Source organism: Calditrichota bacterium, assembly GCA_013112635.1.
Taxonomy (GTDB): Bacteria; Calditrichota; Calditrichia; order Calditrichales; family J004; genus JABFGF01.
On sequence record JABFGF010000011.1, the window covers coordinates 65,583 to 84,200 of the forward strand.

The window sequence follows — 18,618 nt, forward strand, 5'->3', positions numbered from 1 at the left end:
AAATCAAAATGAGGTAAAAAATATGTTTGGTGTAAGTATAAACAACATTATTGATATCGACCAAAAACACTATTCGCTGGAAGATTATCAGGGCGATACACCTCGCTGGTGTCCGGGTTGTGGCGATAACGGAATTCTAACTGCGGCACAACGTATCTGTCGTGAAGAACAACTTCCACCTGAGAAAACAGTGTTTGTATCCGGGATTGGTTGCTCCAGTCGATTTCCACATTATATGAATACATATGGATTTCATGGCTTGCATGGTCGGGCCCTGCCAATTGCCCAGGGTATAAAAATACGGCGGCCAGATTTGCATGTATTTGTAAACATGGGTGATGGTGATTGCACAAGTATCGGAACAGCACATTGGATACACGCTATCCGTTATAACTTTAACATGACTGTTATGCTACATGACAATGGTATTTACGGGTTAACAAAAAAACAGGCCTCGCCAACATCTCCACTTGGTACAAAAAGTAATACCACTCCTGAAGGAACAGTATTAAATCCACTTAACCCAACAGTAACAACCCTTGGTGTGGAAAATGTTTCGTTTGTGGCCCAGGCAGTAGAATGGATACCTGAACTTCTTTATGATATTATCAGGCAAGCTTATCATCATAAAGGATTTGCTTTTGTACGCATTATGCAACGCTGCCCACATTATACTCCGGCAATGTTTGATCCATTAATGAGTACTCCCGAAAACCTTATGCTGCTAACACATGAAAATGGTATGCAGATTAGTGATCCTTTGAAAAAAGTATATAAAAATATCGTCACACACGATCCATCAGAAAAACTGCAGGCAAATTATTACGCAGAAAAGACAGATACATTACCTATTGGAATTTTATATAAAAATGAAAATCTGCCAACTTATGATGAATTAAGAGCTCCTGAAAGAACAGTTACAACACAAATGAAACAGGAAGCGCTTGATGTAGAGTTTGATAAGTTTGGAATTAATCCAAGAGATTGATGAGGAATCCAGAGTGAAAACTAAAGACCAAAAAGACCTTTCAAAAAAAAATATCTCAGATTCTGAAATTGATAGCAGCGATCTTTTAAACGAATTAGATAAAATCGCGAATCAATTTGAGGTAGAAGTAAATCAAGCTGCCACTGAGCAAACTACAAAACCTGCCAGCACAAAACTGCATTATGAAGAATCTAAAAAGAATGATTTGGGGCTGGACGATATTAAACACAATCATCTCAAATTTCACATTACAGGGCAATCTGAGAATACAAACAAACCTGATGTTACAAATTTGATCCCGGCATTAAGTGCTCCTTTTACCAATTTTGAGCAGTTTCACTATGATTTCCCGATGCTGATCAAAACCGGCTCTGAAAACAGCATACTTCCTTTAAAAGACTATTTGGAAAAACTGGTAATCGAAAGCGGGCTTAATAAAGACGAGAAAGAAAACTTGAGGCTTCTGTTTCTGAAATTGGAAATAATTTTAAAAACAAAGGCAAAAGAAAAAACCACTTTTGAGTTCAAACTAATCTGGGACATGGCTTTAAAAAACCTTATGCAAAACAAAAATTCGCATAAGCAAAAAAGTAATCCGGTTAAAGAATATTTAAAATCAGTTTCCGGTTCCATTGCCGACCAATGTGAAATTATTTCTTACAACAAAGGTGCAGAGCTGACATTGTTTAAAGTTGCCCGATTAAAGCAATGGCAAACTAAAATGGCGCCATTTGTCAATGAATTGGAAAGCCTTGTTCATGACTTGAAAAATATTATAAAAGTTTCCAAAAGATCTGCTGGTGAATCTTTTACCCCTAATGCTCTGGAAAGTACAATGGGGCAACCTGGCCAGGATGATCTTGATTTTAATTCACTTTCTGAAATTGTAACTAAATCTTTTGCAAACGATGCCCTGCCTCCACAGAGAATTGAACGTATTAAAGCAGTTATAAGCAAACTTAACCGCTGGTTCAAAATCATTTCTTCATCTGAGCAAAGTGAAAAGTTTTTAGATAAGCTTGTCGCAGATTCCACAGCTAAGGCACTAAAAATTTATCAACATCAAAAAGAAGAACTGATCAGCTTTTATAAAGCGATACGTATTGCAAAACTGGAAATTGAACATCGTTATGATGAAGGAAAGCATAATCCATTTTTTGATGGCTTTTCATCGCTTTTTTTATCTGAAGAAGACTGGTCTCATTTTCCACCAATAATCCTTTATTTTAAGGCAAGTGAAATAAAAAGTGCTGATAAAGCAGATTTGATTGACGTTCTCGCATCAAAAATGCCCATCAAAGTTTTAGTAACTGTAGACGATCTCTACAATAGCTCAACAGTTTTTGATGAATCATTTTACTCACCGGGCTGGTCTGCCGTGTTGGGTAAAATGGCTTTAAGTGTTAATACAACTTTTGTTCTGCAGTTTCCTTTATCACACATGGTTAAAGTGTTCGATGAAATTGAACAAGGACTTTCAGTTGACCGCCCTGCATTGTTTAGCGTTTTTGATGGATTTGACCAGGCTACTGAAAAAATATCTCCATTTCTTAGAAGCGCGGCAGCTTCAGAATCACGTGCTTTTCCACTTTTTTACTACAATCCAAAACAAGGCAATAGCTGGGCTGCACACTTTTCAATCGCCAAATCATCACAACACAAATCAGATTGGCCTGAAGCTGAAATTGAAATAATGGATGGTGATTCTGTTTTAAAAGAAAAACTGACTTTTAGCCTGGGTGATTTTTTGGCCGGTATTGAAAGATATAACAATCACTTTTTACCGATTCCGAGATCTGAATGGCATAGCGATTTGGTACCACTCACTGAGTACATTCATTTTGATTTTGAAAACACAAACAAAAGTATTCCCTACATTTTAATGTCCGGTGATGATGGATCTGTACAAAAAGTAATCGTCACAAAAACGATGTGCCGCCTTTGTGCAAATGCGCAAACCAGGTGGAACAGAATCCAGGAACTTAGCGGCATAAACAATTCACACGTTATTGAACAAGTTGAAAAAGAACGTGAAAAGCTTGCTTCTGAAATGCAGGAAAAACTAACAGAACAAGAAACCAAACATAAAAACGAAATGGAGCAATCATTAGAAGGATTAACTAATGACATAATCTCCAATATTGCGTCTGGCCTCCTTTCTGATGAAATGATAAGCATTGGTTCCGGAAATATCCCGGCAACCAGCCAGGCTTCGCCGGCACCAAAATCAATAAAAGAGCCAGAGGCAGATAAAGCTGTTGAGAAAGAGCCTGAAGCAGTAGCAACGGAAGAAGAAGAGGATGAAGATTTAAGTTTTAGCGATCCGTACATCGATACACCGTTGTGCACAAGCTGTAACGATTGTTGCAATGTAAACAGCCAAATGTTCGTTTACGACGAGAACAAGCAGGCTTTTATAAAAGATCCTAAAGCCGGAACATATAAAGATTTGGTTACCGCGGCAGAAAAATGCCCGGTGAAGATTATTCACCCTGGTAAACCATTAAACCCGGATGAACCGGGGCTTGAAGAATTAATTAAAGAAGCGGAAAAATATAATTAAAAAACTCGAGAGCGTAAAGCGTTGTGCGTTGGAAATTTAGAATCCCATGCTTTACGCACCTCGCAATTCGCCCCACGTTTTTAGAACAAAAAATATGAACCCACTCATTGCTATCGCCTTTATTGGCGGATTGAGTTTGATTTTGGCATTAATCCTGGCCATTGCAAATTCTAAGTTAAAAGTTTTTGAAGACCCACGCATTGGCAAAGTTGAAGAGATGCTTCCCGGAGCTAACTGTGGTGCATGCGGCCAACCCGGATGCCGTGCTTTTGCCGAGGATGTAATAGAGGGTAATAGCCAGCCCAGTGCCTGTACAGTTGGTGGGCCTGATACGGCGACAGGTGTCGCAAAATATCTCGGGATCGATCCGGGGTCGAGTATACGAAAAGTAGCCCGACTTTTATGTGCCGGTGGAACTGATGTGGCTGTGAAGTCAGCAGACTATGCAGGTTTTGAATCATGCCGTGGTGCAGCTGCTGTTTCCGGAGGACCAAAAGCCTGTACTTATGGCTGTATTGGTTTAGCTGATTGCGAAGTTGTTTGTGATTTTGACGCCATTCAAATGAGCCCGACCGGATTACCGTTTGTAAATGCAAGCAAATGTACAGCATGTGGTGACTGTGTTGATGTGTGTCCTAAAAACCTGTTTGAATTAATACCTATCAATCAACATTTACTAGTTCAGTGTAAATCTGCTTTAGAAGGTGATGAAATTCTGGAGATGTGCGAAGTTGCCTGTACAGCCTGTACAAGATGTGCTGCCGATGCACCCGAAGGATTGATTGAAATGAAAAACAATTTGCCGGTTATAAATCCAGAAAAAATAAAACTGGAAACAGATATTGCAACACTACGCTGCCCTACCGGCGCAATCACCTGGGTTGAAGAACAACAATTTTCTGCGAAAGAAGAGAAAATAGTCTAAGATTTATTTGATGATAAAATAAACATGATTAAAAGATAGACCATAAAAATAACGGATTAAAAATGTTTTTTAACAAGAAATCAAAAAAACAAGCGACACTTCCTTTCCCTGGCACAGCTCAGTTGATTGAGGGAAAAAGTTCCCTGGACAAAATATTAGCTGATTCAAATACAAAAAGTTTTAATAATGATGATTTTTCAGCAGCTGTTGGATATGCCATGGCCGGGAACAGAGCTGCAGCATTTATTGATGAGTTTAATCTGAACAGTTTTACATCCTACCTGGATAAGCCATTCTCTTTGGTCATATACTGCAATCAAAATAATTTATCCCAAAACAGCCATTTAAATTCTCTTGATAATTCATTTGTCCTTTTTCCAAAAAATGTGCAGGAATTATTAGATTATTCTCTTATTGCCAGAAAGATAAGTGAGCTGGCTCTCGTCCCAGGTGTTATTGTTTACGACTCAATCAATTTTACAACCGCATTGCAAACTGTTATTGCTCCGGATCTGAAATTAATTAGTTCGTTTTTAGGTAACGTAGACGATATAATTGACACGCCATCAGAATCGCAAAAAATTTTATTTGGCAAAAATCGATTGCGAACTCAGGCAATGGTGGACGTCAATAAACCTCTTGGAATTGGGGTTAATCATGATAGAGATGTAAATCTAAAATTATCTGCTGTAAAAGACTCTTATTTTAAAAATCACCTTTCAAAAATAATTAAGTTTGTTTTTACCGAATTTAAAGAACTTACAGGCCGCGTCTATTCAGGTATCAATTATTATGAAGTAGATGATTCGCAATATGTGATTGCTGCAAATGGGCCGATGGTAAATAAGCTTGTTGAATATGCAGATTGGTACCGCAAAAAACACTCAGTCAAATTAGGAATTATTGATTTATCCCTTGCAGGTCCTTTTAATGGCAGTCAATTATCCCACTATATAAAAAAGAAAAAAGGACTAACCGTTCTTTGCGATATTAAGCAACCCGTTTTTGAAAATTCTCTAACCGCTTCTATAAAGAACATGCTAAACAAGGCATGGGAAAATGGACGAAATAAAAATGATAATCTACCACACAAAGGTTATGCTGTTTTTAACTCTCCAAAAGATCAACCGCTAATCTTTGAAGGCTTTTATGATTCTACGTTGAATGAGATTGATGAAATCCACGCCATCGTTGAAAATATGATGCAAAATGAAAATGGTAGCAAACTTTTCTTCACCGGATTTGACGCAAGTATAGACCAGTCTCGCTTCCCTAAATTAGAGACGCTTCAACAAATCTTAAAAAAATCCTATCCTGAAATTGAGCAATTAGCCTTACCGGTAAAAAACATATCAACGGATGCACAGGCGGGAACATCGAGAAAAGCTTGTATTTTTGCATCTGTTTCACAGGATATAATTGATGTAGGAACTCCATTAGCAAAAGCATTTGAAAAAAGTGAACTCTACAATATTCAGACCAGTTTGAATGAACAGAAATCAGCCTTGATGCCGCTGCATGAGTTTACAATGCTCTATACTTCCTTAGAAAATGAGCCGCCCTTTTCTTTAAAAAATCCGGACATAATGCTTATGTCTGAACTTCAATTTAAAAATAATCTGAGCACTCTTGCTGAAAATGGCGCATTGGTAATTAATACCCACTTTTCTGATGAAAAATTATGGTTGGAACTTGGGGAAAAACACCGTAGGATTATTCGCGAAAAAAATCTGAGTTTGTTCACATTAAATACGGCAGAAATTGCCAAAGAAATTGACATTATTCCCGGCAGCATGGAACATCTCAAATTATGTGCTTTAATTGGCGCTTTGTATAAAGTGGATCCGTTATTAGGCAATTTGAAGTTTGGAGTGCACCTGAATAATTTTAAAAAGGTTCTCAAATCAGGCGAACTATTTGATTCTCAAATTTCAGAGAAAGTAAACGCCATCAAACGCGGATACAATTTTACCAGCCAAATTGAGTGGCAACAATTACCTGAGCTTAGCGGATTAAAAGCCCCGGAAACAGAAGCACCATGGACTGTAAAACAGGTTACTAAAAGCGATGGTAGCATTTTTGATTTGGCTCGCAGTTGGGACTCTGTAGGTTACCTTTTTAATAACAACCAACAAAACCACGCCTTAGCAGATCCTTTCCTGGCAAGTAATACTCTTCCTGCAAGAAGCAGCGCCTTTAGGGATATGTCGGAGATGAAAGAAAAGATTCCTGAGATTATCCCGGAAAAATGTACCGGATGTGGAATGTGCTGGTCACAATGCCCGGACTCAGCTCTACCTGTTCATGTTATGAATACAACAGATATAATCAGCACGGTTTTGACCAATGCAGCTTCAAATGGTACTAAACTAATTCAAATGCAACGCATGGCTGATAATTTGGCTAAACAGGCCTATAAGCTTTTTTCAACTGATGAAATGCGTAACTTTTTAACAACAAAAGATTTATTATCCGAGGCATTTAATCACTTGTCAAAAAAGATGGGATTAAAAGGCGAGGCGCTGGAAAAAGTTGAGGCTGAGTTTGAATTATTTCTTGCTGAGCTGAATGCAATGCCGCTTATAAAAACACATTCATTTTTTGATCAGGCCCATAATGACCAAAAAGGATCGGGGCAACTTCTCTCTATTGTTGTAAATGCCAATGCATGCAAGGGCTGTGGTTCGTGTGCCAATGTTTGCCCGGACAATGCAATAGAAATGCTTGATAACAATGCCGATATCCTTGCCTTATACCGTAAAAATTTCAGCTTTATGCAAACCATGCCCGATGTTACAACTGAAAAAATCGAAAAATTTATTTCGGCTGAAAACCAAAAATCTATTTTAAATAAACTTATAAACAAGCGCGCCTATTTTACTTTGCCCGGCGGTGATAATGCTTATCCCGGTAGTGGTGTTAAGGCGGCCGTACATTTAATGACGGCAACAATCGAATCCACAATGAACGCTCGTTTTGAATTATTTATTAACAAACTGGATCAACTTATCTCACAGCTGGAATCAAAAATCCAGGGAGATTTAATCAGCACAGTTCAAATAAATGAATTTGAAGATTTTGGACAAAGGCTGTCTGAATTAAATGAAAATGATATTACCGAAGAGACACTAATCGGCCTGACAAAATCAGATCAAACAAATAACAAGATTGATGCCCGGCAAATAAAAAAGTTAACCGGTTTTGTGCAAAAATTAACTGCCATTAAAAATGAGTACTCTTCTGCTTCTAACGGAAATGGCAGTGCCAGGATGAGCATGGTTGTAAATAGCGAAAGGCTGCTTGAGTGGAGCGCAGTTTATCCTTATAACCCTTTTTCACATCCGTGGCTAAATGCTTCCGGAAATAATTTGGCGACAACTGTTGAAGGGCTTTTTGAAGGTATAACAGAAAAACTGCAGCAAAGTTTTAAATTAATTCGCATTGCCGAACTTGAGTTAAATGACAAATATTCTCCGAGAGATCATGATGCATTTTTTAAATCATTTAGCTGGAATGATTTTTCAATTGAAGAACGCGAACTATGCCCACCGGCGATTTTATTGTTAGACCAGCAGGCACTTGAGCAGCAATCATTTAAATCAATCTCCAGCCTGCTTAATAGTGAAAAACCACTTTATATTTCGGTTATAAATAACATGGTTGGCTCCACATCAGAAATTGGCCATGAAATTGCGCTTTGGGCACTTAGCCAGCATAATAGTTTTGTTCTGCAAAGTACACCGGCAAATCCCGGACACCTTATGGATGGCATCACACAATTAATGTCATCCAATAAACCGGGCTTTATGCACCTGTACGCTTGTGAGCCTTATGTGCAAGGTATTGAAAAAGATCAGGCGTATACCCACGAACAACGTGCAATCAACTCAAGAGTCTTTCCACTTTTTAAATATAATCCATATTCATCGGATTATTTTATCGAGCGGTTTGATCTTTCCGGCAATCCCGATTTAGAGTTGGATTGGCAAAGCGAAGATAAAAATCGCAGCAAACAATCCATTACGATCGCCGAATGGGCAATCCATGAAAAATTTTATAAAGATGAATTTCACACGTTGGCAAAAAGGTCATGGAATGAAAAAATGGTTCCGCTTGAGGAATATCTTGAAATAGACAGTTCCGAGGCAAAAACATTTATTCCTTACATAAATATTACTGATTCGAAAAATGCATTACACCGGATTCAGGTTAGTAATAAAATTGCAAAAATGGCCAGGAAGCATCTCAATACCTGGAATTTACTTCAGGAACTTGCCGGTATCCGCGTTCATGATCGTGAATATCAACAGCAAAAATTTGATCAGAAATTAGAAGCTGAACTTAGCCGGCAAAAAACAAATCTTGAAGCAGAATACAATGCGCAAATTATGCAGGTTCAACAGGATCACTGGCAAACATATCATGGACGCCTGCGGGATAAATTAACGGCCATTTATAATTCAAATAAAGGTGAGGATACTGTTAGTAAAACCCTTGCTGAATATGCGAAGAGCGAGAAGCGTGAGGCGTGACACAATAAACCAGATCGTAGTTAAATAACTAAAAAAAGACTAATTAATTACAACAATTGTACAAATAATTTCATAAACAAGGGGATGCTTCGTTCCTCAGCATGACACTACAATTGATGTCTAAATATATGTTATCATTTTTATCAAATACACTAAAAACATTTCGTCATGGAATCCATCCCGGGGATTATAAAGACTTAACCCGGAATTTATCAATTGAACGTCTGCCCTTTTCAGAGGAACTGACAATTCCTCTTAGCCAACATTTAGGTGCGCCATCAAAGTGCATTGTAAAAGTAGGCGATGAAGTAAAGCGAGGACAGATTATCGCCAAACCTTCAGGATTTGTCTCAATTGGCCAGCATGCACCTATGAGCGGAACAGTTAAATCTATTGAGATGCGTCATCACCCAAATGGAAAAATGGTTGAATCTGTCATCATCAAAAAAGATCTCTTTTCCCCACAGACTTTTTACAACGAGCATGCCATGGATTGGGAAAATTTGTCGGCGGATGAATTGATTTCGCTGATCCAGCACGGTGGATTTGTTGGTCTTGGCGGGGCAGCATTTCCAACACATGTAAAACTGAAAACACCAGAGGGAAAAAATGCACGCTTCCTGATTGTGAACGGGGTTGAATGTGAACCATACCTTACCAGCGATCACCGTGTTATGCTGGAACAATCTGAAGATATTTTCCTGGGAATCCGCATTTTGCTAAAAATCCTGGGTGCTGAAAAATTTTATATTGGTATAGAAAATAACAAACAGGACGCCATTGATTTTCTTGGGGAAAATATTCCGGAAGATATGAATGGTGAAGTGGTTGCACTGCAGACAAAATATCCGCAAGGTGCTGAAAAGATGCTTATTGAAGCTGTGTTAAAACGGGAAGTTCCCAGCGGTAAATTACCGATTGATGTGGAAGTTGTTGTCCAAAATTCAGGAACAATTGCCGGGATTGGAATGATGTTTCGTTTTGGCCAACCACTTATCGAAAGGGTTGTGACTATTACCGGACCTGGAATTGAAAATCCTGCAAATCTGCTTGTGCCAATCGGAACACCGCTCACAGATGTTTTAGAGCATTGTGGTGGATTAAAGGAAAATACGCGTCAGGTTTTATTTGGTGGACCAATGATGGGTGCGCCGCAATCTGATCTGGATGTGCCAATACTAAAAGGGACTTCCGGAATTTTGTGCCTGACCGATGAAGAGGTCACCATAAAAGAAGAATTTCCGTGTATCCGTTGTTTGCGTTGTGTGGATGCTTGTCCTGTATATCTTAACCCAAGCCGATTAGGAGCTTTGGCCAAAACCCGTGAATATGAAGGCATGTTGGATTTTCACATAATGGACTGTGTAGAATGTGGTTCATGCTCATATGTATGCCCATCCAATATTCCATTGGTACAAAGATTTAGAGTATCGAAAGCATTGTTAAGAGAACAGCAGGCAAAACAAAAGAAAGCGGGTTAATAAAAGGAACAAACCCACCCCTTACCCCTCCAAGGAGGGGAATTGGTGCATTCTCATCATTGGAAAGATGTGAATTGAGAGAAATCAAACTTCCTCTCTCGGGAGGGGATTGAGGGGTGGGTAAGAGAATATTATATTAATAGAAGCTAACAGAAAATATGAAAACAGCACCAAAATTATTACTAACCTCTTCGCCTTTTTTAAAACAGCAGGAAGATACTCCGGCTGTTATGCGCCAGGTTATTTATGCTCTTATTCCTGCCCTTATAGCAGCTATATACTTTTTTGGTATTAGCGCCCTGTTGGTGATAGTGGCTTCAGTTTTCGGGGCGGTTGGCACAGAATGGGTATTTAACATTTCGACAAAGAAAAAGTTTAACAGCTTAAAAGATTATACAGCCTTGCTTACGGGTATTCTCCTTGCAATGACACTACCACCCGGAATTCCTCTGTGGATGGCTTTCCTTGGTGGTGTAGTTGCAATAGCTCTTGGCAAACTTATTTTTGGTGGAACCGGCTCAAATATATTTAATCCTGCATTGGTTGGTCGTGCTTTTCTTCAGTCATCATTTCCCGTCGCAATAACCACCTGGTCACCTTATGCTGATTTTAACAGCTTTATGATGTTTCGGGGTAATACGTTTACAATCCCCTTTGTTAAAGCTAATACAGATGCGGTTACAGCGGCTACACCATTGGCCCAAATGAAATTTGATGGTAAGTTAACTGAAACACAAAATCTCTTCTTTGGGTCATCAGCAGGATCGTTGGGTGAAACCACAGCTCTATTATTATTGCTCGGTGGAGTCTACTTAACAGTTCGTAACTATATTAACTGGCGAATCCCGACAGGCATTTTTATTGCGGTATTTCTATTTGCTTCAGGATTGCAATTAATTGATGCGGAAAAATTTGCATCACCCATGTTTCACTTATTTTCGGGCGGATTAATGCTTGGTGCTATTTTTATGGCCACAGATCCTGTTTCATCACCGATAACGCATAAAGGCTGCTGGATTTTTGGATTGGGAATTGGGTTTCTGGTAGTACTGATCCGTACATTTGGTGGTTTGCCGGAAGGTGTTATGTATGCAATTTTACTTATGAATAGTGTGACACCTCTCCTTAACAGTGTTACACAGCCGCGGATTTATGGTGCAGCTAAATAATTTATTATTGAAAGATTGTAGATTGAATAATGAAGATAAAAGAATACGCAGGGTGCTGAGTTAACTGTCATGCTGAGGCACGAAAGCATCCTAATGTTTAAAAAAAAGAAGTGCAAATAATACATTTTCCCAGTACACAGTATCAGAATACGGAGTTTTAGAAGTTGTCAAAAAAAGTTCAACCCAAAATTGAAGAAACCGAAAAGCCTGTCAGCAGTGTCAAAATGCTCTTTTCTATGGGAACGATTGGTTTGTTAGCAGGAATGCTGATCGTTTTTACTTTTACATATACGCTGCCCTATATAAAGGCCAATGAAGCCGCTTTTCTGGAAAAATCAATCTTTGATGTTGTACCGGGAGCTTTTACAAAAACTGTTGTTACCGTCGATGAAAATAATAAAATTATTCCAGTTGAAAAACCGGAAGAAACAGCTTTTAAACTTTACCCGTGTTATGATGAAGCAGATTCGCTGGTAGGAATTGCCATAGAAGCAAGAGAACAAGGTTTCCAGGATGTGATAAAAATTATTTATGGCTATTCACCAAAAAACGAAGCCATTGTAGGAATGAAAGTTCTTCAAAGTACAGAAACTCCGGGCCTGGGCGATAAAATTGAAACAGATAAAGACTTTATAGAAAACTTTGTAAAACTTGATGCCAGATTGAATGAAGATCGGACAAAGCTTATTGAGCCGATAAAAATGGTAAAAGCCGGAGAAAAAACAAAGCCGAGCGAGATAAGTGCAATAACCGGTGCGACTATTTCATCAAAAGCAATTGCAAAAATGATGGCCAGAAGCGCTGATTTGAATGTGCCTTTAATTTATAAAAATTTGAAAATATTGAAAAAACAGTAAACAAGAAATGTCATGCTGAGGAACGAAGCATCCACTGAAAAAAACAAAGATTCTTCGCTCCACTGCGTTTCACTCTGAATGACAATCGCTTCATTAATGGAGTTATAAGAAATGCCCGAAACAAAAAAAAATATGCCTTCAAATATGGAAACATTTGTAAAAGGTGTTTGGAAAGACAATCCTGTTTTTGTGATGCTGTTAGGGATGTGCCCTGTACTTGCTGTTACAAATTCCGTAATGAATGCACTGGTTATGGGCATCGCCACAACATTTGTGCTGCTACTTTCCAATATTCTTGTTTCATCTTTGCGTAACTTTATTCCAAAACAAGTAAGGATAGCAACCTATATCCTTATCATTGCTACATTTGTTACAGTGGCAGATTATGCAATAAAAGCCGTAAGCCTGGAAGTCCATAAAAGCCTCGGTGCTTTTATATCATTGATAGTTGTAAATTGTATGATTCTTGGCCGGGCTGAAGCATTTGCATCAAAAAGCACCATCGGCAAATCAATTCTCGATGCTCTCGGACAAGGGGCCGGTTTTACAATTGCTGTTTTGGCGCTTGGCATTGTAAGGGAAGTTTTAGGAAATGGTACATTTTTAGGGTTTTCATTATTTGGAGAAAACTTTCAACCTTTAGTAATAATGATTTTACCTGGTGGAGCTTTCTTTGTATTAGGTGCCTATTTACTTTTTTTCAATTGGTTAAAAGAACGGAAGGAAAAACAAGAAAAGGTAGACGGCACATTAGAGCAAGTTGCATAACTTTTAAGTAAACACTTATCAATTTGAGTTAGAAACATGGTAACAGAACAATACTGGTTTATATTTTTAAATGCGGCACTTATTAATAATTTTGTGCTTAGCTCCTTTTTAGGCATTTGCCCCTTCCTAGGGGTTTCCAATAAAGTAGAAACCGCATCCCGTATGGGCGCAGCTGTGGCATTTGTAATGTTTATCGCGTCGCTGGCGGCCTATGGCATTCATCACTTGTTGGTTTTAATTGATGCACAATTTTTACAGCTCATTTCTTATATTGTTGTCATTGCATCTACAGTGCAACTGGTAGAAATGATTATCAAAAAATTTAGCCCGGCATTGTTTAAGGCTCTAGGAATTTTTCTACCACTTATTACAACAAATTGTGCTATACTTGGCCTGGCCCTTTTCCAGACAAACAGAAGTTATGATTTTTTTCAATCTATCTCTTTTGCATTGGGTGCCGGTCTTGGATTTACGATAGCTCTGGTAATCATGGCAGGTATTCGCGAAGAACTGCAACTTTCCGAAGTTCCAAATGTTGTAAAGGGCGCTGCACTAACTTTAATGGTGGCAGGAATCTTATCAATGGCCTTTATGGGCTTTGCTGGTTTAGGAGGAAATTAATGTTATTTCAAATGTTAAAAGCGGCTTTTATAATTGCCTTTCTTATGATTGGCTGGGTTAGCCTGCAATATATTATCCGCAAGAAAAAAAATCTCTCTGTTGATTGTGACCTGTTAGAAGATAAAAGAGGTTGCATGGGTTGTACCGATGATAGCTGTAGCCATAAGCATGCATAGCAACCACATTTAAAAGCCATTCCTTAGCTACAAATACTTCTTAAAAAATAGCTTTTTTGAAGGAACATACCTCATTAAATTACGTCTAATATTCTTTAAAAAATACAATGATCATCTATCATCCATTAGGAAATAATAAAATAAAAGTAGACCTAAATAAACCGAGAATATATAGACCGAATTTTTTATAAGGAGAATAATGTCACAACTATCCGACCCTCTAAATTATAAGGATTCCCTAATTTTAATTGCTGAAGATAATGCCATTACGTTGCAGTTATTATGCCGATTTTTGGATAAAGAAGGTCTAAAGTATATAACATGTAATAATGGTTCCGCAGCCATTAATCTTGCAAATAAAAAATTACCCGATCTGATTTTACTTGACGTAACAATGCCGCAAATAGATGGATTCGATACTTGCCGAATATTAAAAGATAATACTGCCACAAAGAATATTCCGGTTATATTTTTATCCTCTAAAAGTGATTCTTTTAATAAGCTAAAAGGGTTTAGTGCCGGAGCCATCGACTTTATCACAAAACCATTCGAGAAGGTAGAAATAATGGTTCGTATAAAAACCCAATTAAAACTAAAAAAGGCTCTCGACAAACTTAGTGATTATTCCAATGAGCTGGAAAAAACCTTAAATGAAGAAACTGAAAAAGAAAGTTTTTTAAGTAAACATATTCATCAAAACTGAAAATCTATTTAGAAACAGCATTTTTTAAATCAAAAAATACCTGATCGGGAACTGAAAGGTTTCCACGCCCGATGCCAAGTTCCGTATCGGGTTTTATACTTCCATGAAAATCAGATCCACCGGAAATAAGCAAATTATTTCTCTTTGCAGCATTTAGAAGGTACGAGGTAAAGTTTCTTGTATGGGATGCATAATAAGCCTCAACACCATCGAGACCAATAGACTTTAATTCTTTTAAGAATGCTTCAGTATCTTTGTATGTTCTTTGTTTTAAACTAATCGGGTGTGCCAAAATTGCTAATCCTTTTGCTTTGTGGATTAGATCTATGGCAGTTTGTAATTTTAATTTCTTTTTAGGTACATAGCCCGGTCTGTCTTTTGACAAAAATTTATGAAACGCTTCCCAGACAGAGTCAACTACATTTTTGTCCATCAATAATTGGGCTACATGCGGCCGCCCTGCGCTTCCCTGGCCCACAATAACATCAAGTTCATTTTCCGATACATCCAGCCCATAATCCTGTAGTTTTTTTATGATTGTACCGGCACGGGTTTGACGCGCATTTCTCAAATCATTCAAAACTGATTTCAGTTCATCATTTTCAATTTCGAGGAACAAACCCAATAAATGTAAATGTGCTGTTCCGGGAAGTGCAATATCAATACTAAATTCTACTCCCGATACGAACTCTAATTTTAAACTCTGCGCATACTGCTGTGCAATATAATTTGCACCAATTTCATCATGGTCTGTCACGGCAAGGGCTGTCAGACTTTCATTTTCAGCTTTTTGTAGCAGGTCCTCAGGACTCATCGTCCCATCAGAAAAATAAGTATGTGTGTGTAGATCAACTGGCATCAGAGATATCCTAAATCTTTCAAACGCTGGTTTATTTCAGCCGGCATTGTATGCGGTCCATCGCTTTTATCTTTATTTTTGTTGAGATATTCTTCCAGAATATATTCAATTAATTCTTCCAGATTTTTAAAGCTGGTATTCTTTTGATATTCTTTCAGCCTATCTAAAATTTCATCGTTTATTTTACATTCCATTTTATGACTTTCAAAATCTACTTCTTCTCTTAAATTTAGCTTTAATTAATAGTTTTTAATTTATGAAAAGAATCAGACAAAAAAAAAGGCGGATTTAAAATCCGCCCAATTTAAAAGAACTATTTTTGTTATGCTTTTACGATTTTATCTCTGTTACTCAAAACCTCATTTGTGGCATTTCGAGTATCAACAATAAGGTTAGAATGCTCAACAATAAAATCCCACTCATATGCAGAGTGATCGGTTGAAATTAAAACACAATCGTATTTGCCAAGATTTTCCGGTGTAAGGTCAATACTTTTCTTCATGATATCATAATGACGCATATTCGGTAGTTCAGGTACATGAGGATCGTTATAATCAACATCAGCACCTTTTCCTAAAAGAATCTCCATCAATTTAAAAGATGGTGATTCGCGCGGATCATCTATATCTTTTTTGTATGCAGCTCCTAAAACAAGAACTTTTGATCCTTTTAAGCTTTTCCCATGGTCATTCAAAGCATCCATCACCTTGTTAACAACCCAGAAAGGCATATTTGTGTTAACTTCTCCAGCAAGCTCAATGAAACGGGTATTCATCTCATATTCACGCGCTTTCCAGGTAAGGTAAAATGGATCGATTGGAATACAATGTCCGCCAAGACCCGGTCCGGGATAAAACGCCATATAGCCGAAAGGTTTGGTTTTAGCAGCGTTTATTACTTCCCAAACATCAATTCCCATTTTATCAAATATCATTTTCATTTCATTTACAAGTGCAATATTTACACTTCGGAAGATGTTCTCAAGCAATTTTGTCGCTTCTGCTGCCTGGCTGCTGGAAACAGGAACAGTGCTCACAATTACCTGATTGTATAATGCCGCTGCCAATTGACGCGCATATTCTGTATTAGCGCCGACAACTTTAGGTATTGTGTGTGTATTAAAGTTTGGATTGTTAGGATCTTCTCTTTCAGGAGAAAATGCTACCCAGAAATCCGTATCCGCTTTTAAGCCCGACTCTTCAAGAATTGGTTTTAAAACTTCCTCTGTTGTGCCCGGATAGGTTGAACTTTCCAATACAATCAATTGTCCTTTACGAATATTGGGTGCTAAGTTTTTTGCAGTACCAATGATGTAGGACATATCTGGTTCACGGTGTTTTGTCAATGGCGTTGGCACAGCAATAAGGATACAATCTACTTCTTTTATGCGGCTAAAATCAGTAGTAGCTTCAAAAAGATTCGTGTCTCGCACAGCCTTTACTCTGTTTTCATCAATATGCTTTATATAGGATTTTCCATCATTAAGCATAACCACTTTGCGGTCATCAATATCAAAACCAATTGTTTTAATATCACGCTCAACAAACTCCATTAGTAGAGGCAGGCCTACATAACCCAAACCTACAACGCCAACTACAGCTTTTTTATCTTTAATATTGTTTAACAATTCCATGTTTTCCTCTTTTTAGTTATTTTTTTCCGGCCTACCAATTGAAAAATAATCAATTCCGTATTTCTTCATTCTTTTTGGATCATAAATATTACGCCCATCAAAAATGGCTGCTGAGCTCAAAGTTTCCTTTATTAAAAAGAAATCCGGCTCCCGGAATTCGTTCCATTCAGTCATAATAATCAATGCATCAGTTCCATCTAGTGCATCATAACGTTTCTTAAATAATTCCACACCTTTACCAAGGCGGTCTTCATATACGCGATTTGCTTCATTCATGGCTTCAGGATCGTGTGCATGAACTGTTGCGCCTGCCTCATTCAAAGCTTTAATCATTTCTGTTGCCGGGGCTTCGCGCATGTCATCAGTTTTAGGTTTAAATGCTAAACCCCACATGGCAAACTTTTTACCTTTAAGATCGCCGTTAAAATATTCTTTTATTTTATTAAACATTATTGTTTTTTGGCTGGCATTAACTTCTTCAACAGATTTTAAAATGTTTAAGTCTATTCCATTTTCACCTGCAGTTTTAATCAATGCTTTTACATCTTTTGGAAAACAAGAACCACCGTATCCTGTACCAGGAAATATAAAATATGGCCCGATACGCACATCGCTACCAATTCCTTTTCTAACCATTTCCACGTTTGCGCCCACCGTATCACACAAATTTGCTATTTCATTAATAAATGAGATTTTAGTAGCTAGCAATGCATTTGCGGCATACTTGGTCAATTCAGCACTTTTTTCATCCATCACAATAATCGGTTTACCTGTGCGGACAAATGGGGAATATAAATTACGCATAATTTCAGCAGCTTCTTCATTGCTTGTCCCGATAACTACTCGATCAGGCTTCATAAAGTCAGCAATTGCGGCGCCTTCTTTTAAAAACTCAGGATTTGAAACTACAGCAAAGTCAAGATCTGTATATTTAGAGATTTCTGCTGTAACCTTTTCAGCCGTTCCCACCGGAACCGTACTCTTGTCTACAACAACTTTAAAACCATTCATGTTTTGGCCAATACTTTTTGCAACAGCCAGAACATATTGTAAATCGGCAGAACCATCTTCATCAGGCGGAGTTCCGACCGCAATAAAAATTATTTGAGATGACTTAACAGCTGCCTCAATTTCTGTTGTAAAGCTAAGCCTTTCTTCACGCACATTGCGTTTTATCATTTCCTCAAGGCCAGGTTCATAAATAGGCACTTTACCTTTTTTTAAACCATCTATTTTTTCTTTATCAACATCTACACAAACAACTTCATTTCCAGTATCAGAAAAACAAGTGCCCGCCACAAGGCCGACATAACCTGTTCCAACAACCGCAACTTTCATTTAAC

The 18,618-nt window shown here is 37.9% G+C and carries 15 protein-coding genes; 11 read left to right on the plus strand and 4 right to left on the minus strand.

What is annotated here, in order from left to right; genetic code table 11:
• The first annotated feature begins 22 nt into the window (after positions 1–22).
• The 11 genes from HND50_19940 (at position 23) to HND50_19990 (ending at position 14,783) form a co-directional block, all read left to right on the plus strand.
• On the plus strand, positions 23–988 hold the full coding sequence (locus HND50_19940) for a 2-oxoglutarate oxidoreductase (protein ID NOG47520.1): 966 nt from the start codon (positions 23–25) through the stop codon (positions 986–988).
• 13 nt (positions 989–1,001) lie between these two features.
• Positions 1,002–3,551, plus strand: a complete 2,550-nt coding sequence (locus HND50_19945) for a ferredoxin (GenBank protein NOG47521.1) — start codon at positions 1,002–1,004, stop codon at positions 3,549–3,551.
• 94 nt (positions 3,552–3,645) lie between these two features.
• Positions 3,646–4,476 carry an RnfABCDGE type electron transport complex subunit B gene (locus HND50_19950; protein NOG47522.1) on the plus strand — a complete coding sequence of 277 codons (831 nt, stop codon included), beginning with the start codon at positions 3,646–3,648 and terminating at the stop codon, positions 4,474–4,476.
• 62 nt (positions 4,477–4,538) lie between these two features.
• Positions 4,539–9,008, plus strand: a complete 4,470-nt coding sequence (locus tag HND50_19955; GenBank protein ID NOG47523.1) for a 4Fe-4S binding protein — start codon at positions 4,539–4,541, stop codon at positions 9,006–9,008.
• Between the two features lie 128 nt (positions 9,009–9,136).
• Positions 9,137–10,489, plus strand: coding sequence for an electron transport complex subunit RsxC (gene rsxC / locus HND50_19960; GenBank protein NOG47524.1), 1,353 nt, complete (start codon positions 9,137–9,139; stop codon positions 10,487–10,489).
• A 158-nt stretch (positions 10,490–10,647) separates the two neighbouring features.
• The gene (locus tag HND50_19965; GenBank protein NOG47525.1) at positions 10,648–11,658 is read left to right on the plus strand and encodes an RnfABCDGE type electron transport complex subunit D; all 1,011 of its coding nucleotides are present in this window, start codon (positions 10,648–10,650) and stop codon (positions 11,656–11,658) included.
• Between the two features lie 164 nt (positions 11,659–11,822).
• On the plus strand, positions 11,823–12,515 hold the full coding sequence (locus HND50_19970) for an FMN-binding protein (protein NOG47526.1): 693 nt from the start codon (positions 11,823–11,825) through the stop codon (positions 12,513–12,515).
• Positions 12,516–12,626: 111 nt separating this feature from the next.
• A complete protein-coding gene (locus tag HND50_19975) occupies positions 12,627–13,283 on the plus strand; it encodes an electron transport complex subunit E (protein ID NOG47527.1) in 657 nt (218 codons plus the stop codon).
• A gap of 36 nt (positions 13,284–13,319) precedes the next feature.
• A complete protein-coding gene (locus HND50_19980) occupies positions 13,320–13,904 on the plus strand; it encodes an RnfABCDGE type electron transport complex subunit A (protein NOG47528.1) in 585 nt (194 codons plus the stop codon).
• Positions 13,904–14,080: a hypothetical protein gene (locus HND50_19985; GenBank protein ID NOG47529.1), complete on the plus strand. Its 177-nt coding sequence runs from the start codon at positions 13,904–13,906 to the stop codon at positions 14,078–14,080. Before HND50_19980 ends, HND50_19985 begins: the two co-directional genes overlap by 1 nt.
• 199 nt (positions 14,081–14,279) lie before the next feature.
• Positions 14,280–14,783, plus strand: a complete 504-nt coding sequence (locus tag HND50_19990; protein ID NOG47530.1) for a response regulator — start codon at positions 14,280–14,282, stop codon at positions 14,781–14,783.
• A gap of 4 nt (positions 14,784–14,787) precedes the next feature.
• Here the strand turns inward: HND50_19990 and HND50_19995 are convergent, their stop codons facing one another.
• The 4 genes from HND50_19995 to HND50_20010 all read right to left on the minus strand — a co-directional run bounded on the left by HND50_19995 (position 14,788) and on the right by HND50_20010 (position 18,613).
• Positions 14,788–15,642 (minus strand): PHP domain-containing protein, encoded by an 855-nt coding sequence (locus HND50_19995; protein ID NOG47531.1) that lies wholly within the window; start codon positions 15,640–15,642, stop codon positions 14,788–14,790.
• Positions 15,642–15,836 (minus strand): hypothetical protein, encoded by a 195-nt coding sequence (locus HND50_20000; protein NOG47532.1) that lies wholly within the window; start codon positions 15,834–15,836, stop codon positions 15,642–15,644. Before HND50_20000 ends, HND50_19995 begins: the two co-directional genes overlap by 1 nt.
• A 128-nt stretch (positions 15,837–15,964) precedes the next feature.
• A complete protein-coding gene (locus HND50_20005) occupies positions 15,965–17,275 on the minus strand; it encodes a nucleotide sugar dehydrogenase (GenBank protein ID NOG47533.1) in 1,311 nt (436 codons plus the stop codon).
• A 12-nt stretch (positions 17,276–17,287) separates the two neighbouring features.
• Positions 17,288–18,613 carry a UDP-glucose/GDP-mannose dehydrogenase family protein gene (locus tag HND50_20010; protein ID NOG47534.1) on the minus strand — a complete coding sequence of 442 codons (1,326 nt, stop codon included), beginning with the start codon at positions 18,611–18,613 and terminating at the stop codon, positions 17,288–17,290.
• Positions 18,614–18,618: the final 5 nt, after the last annotated feature.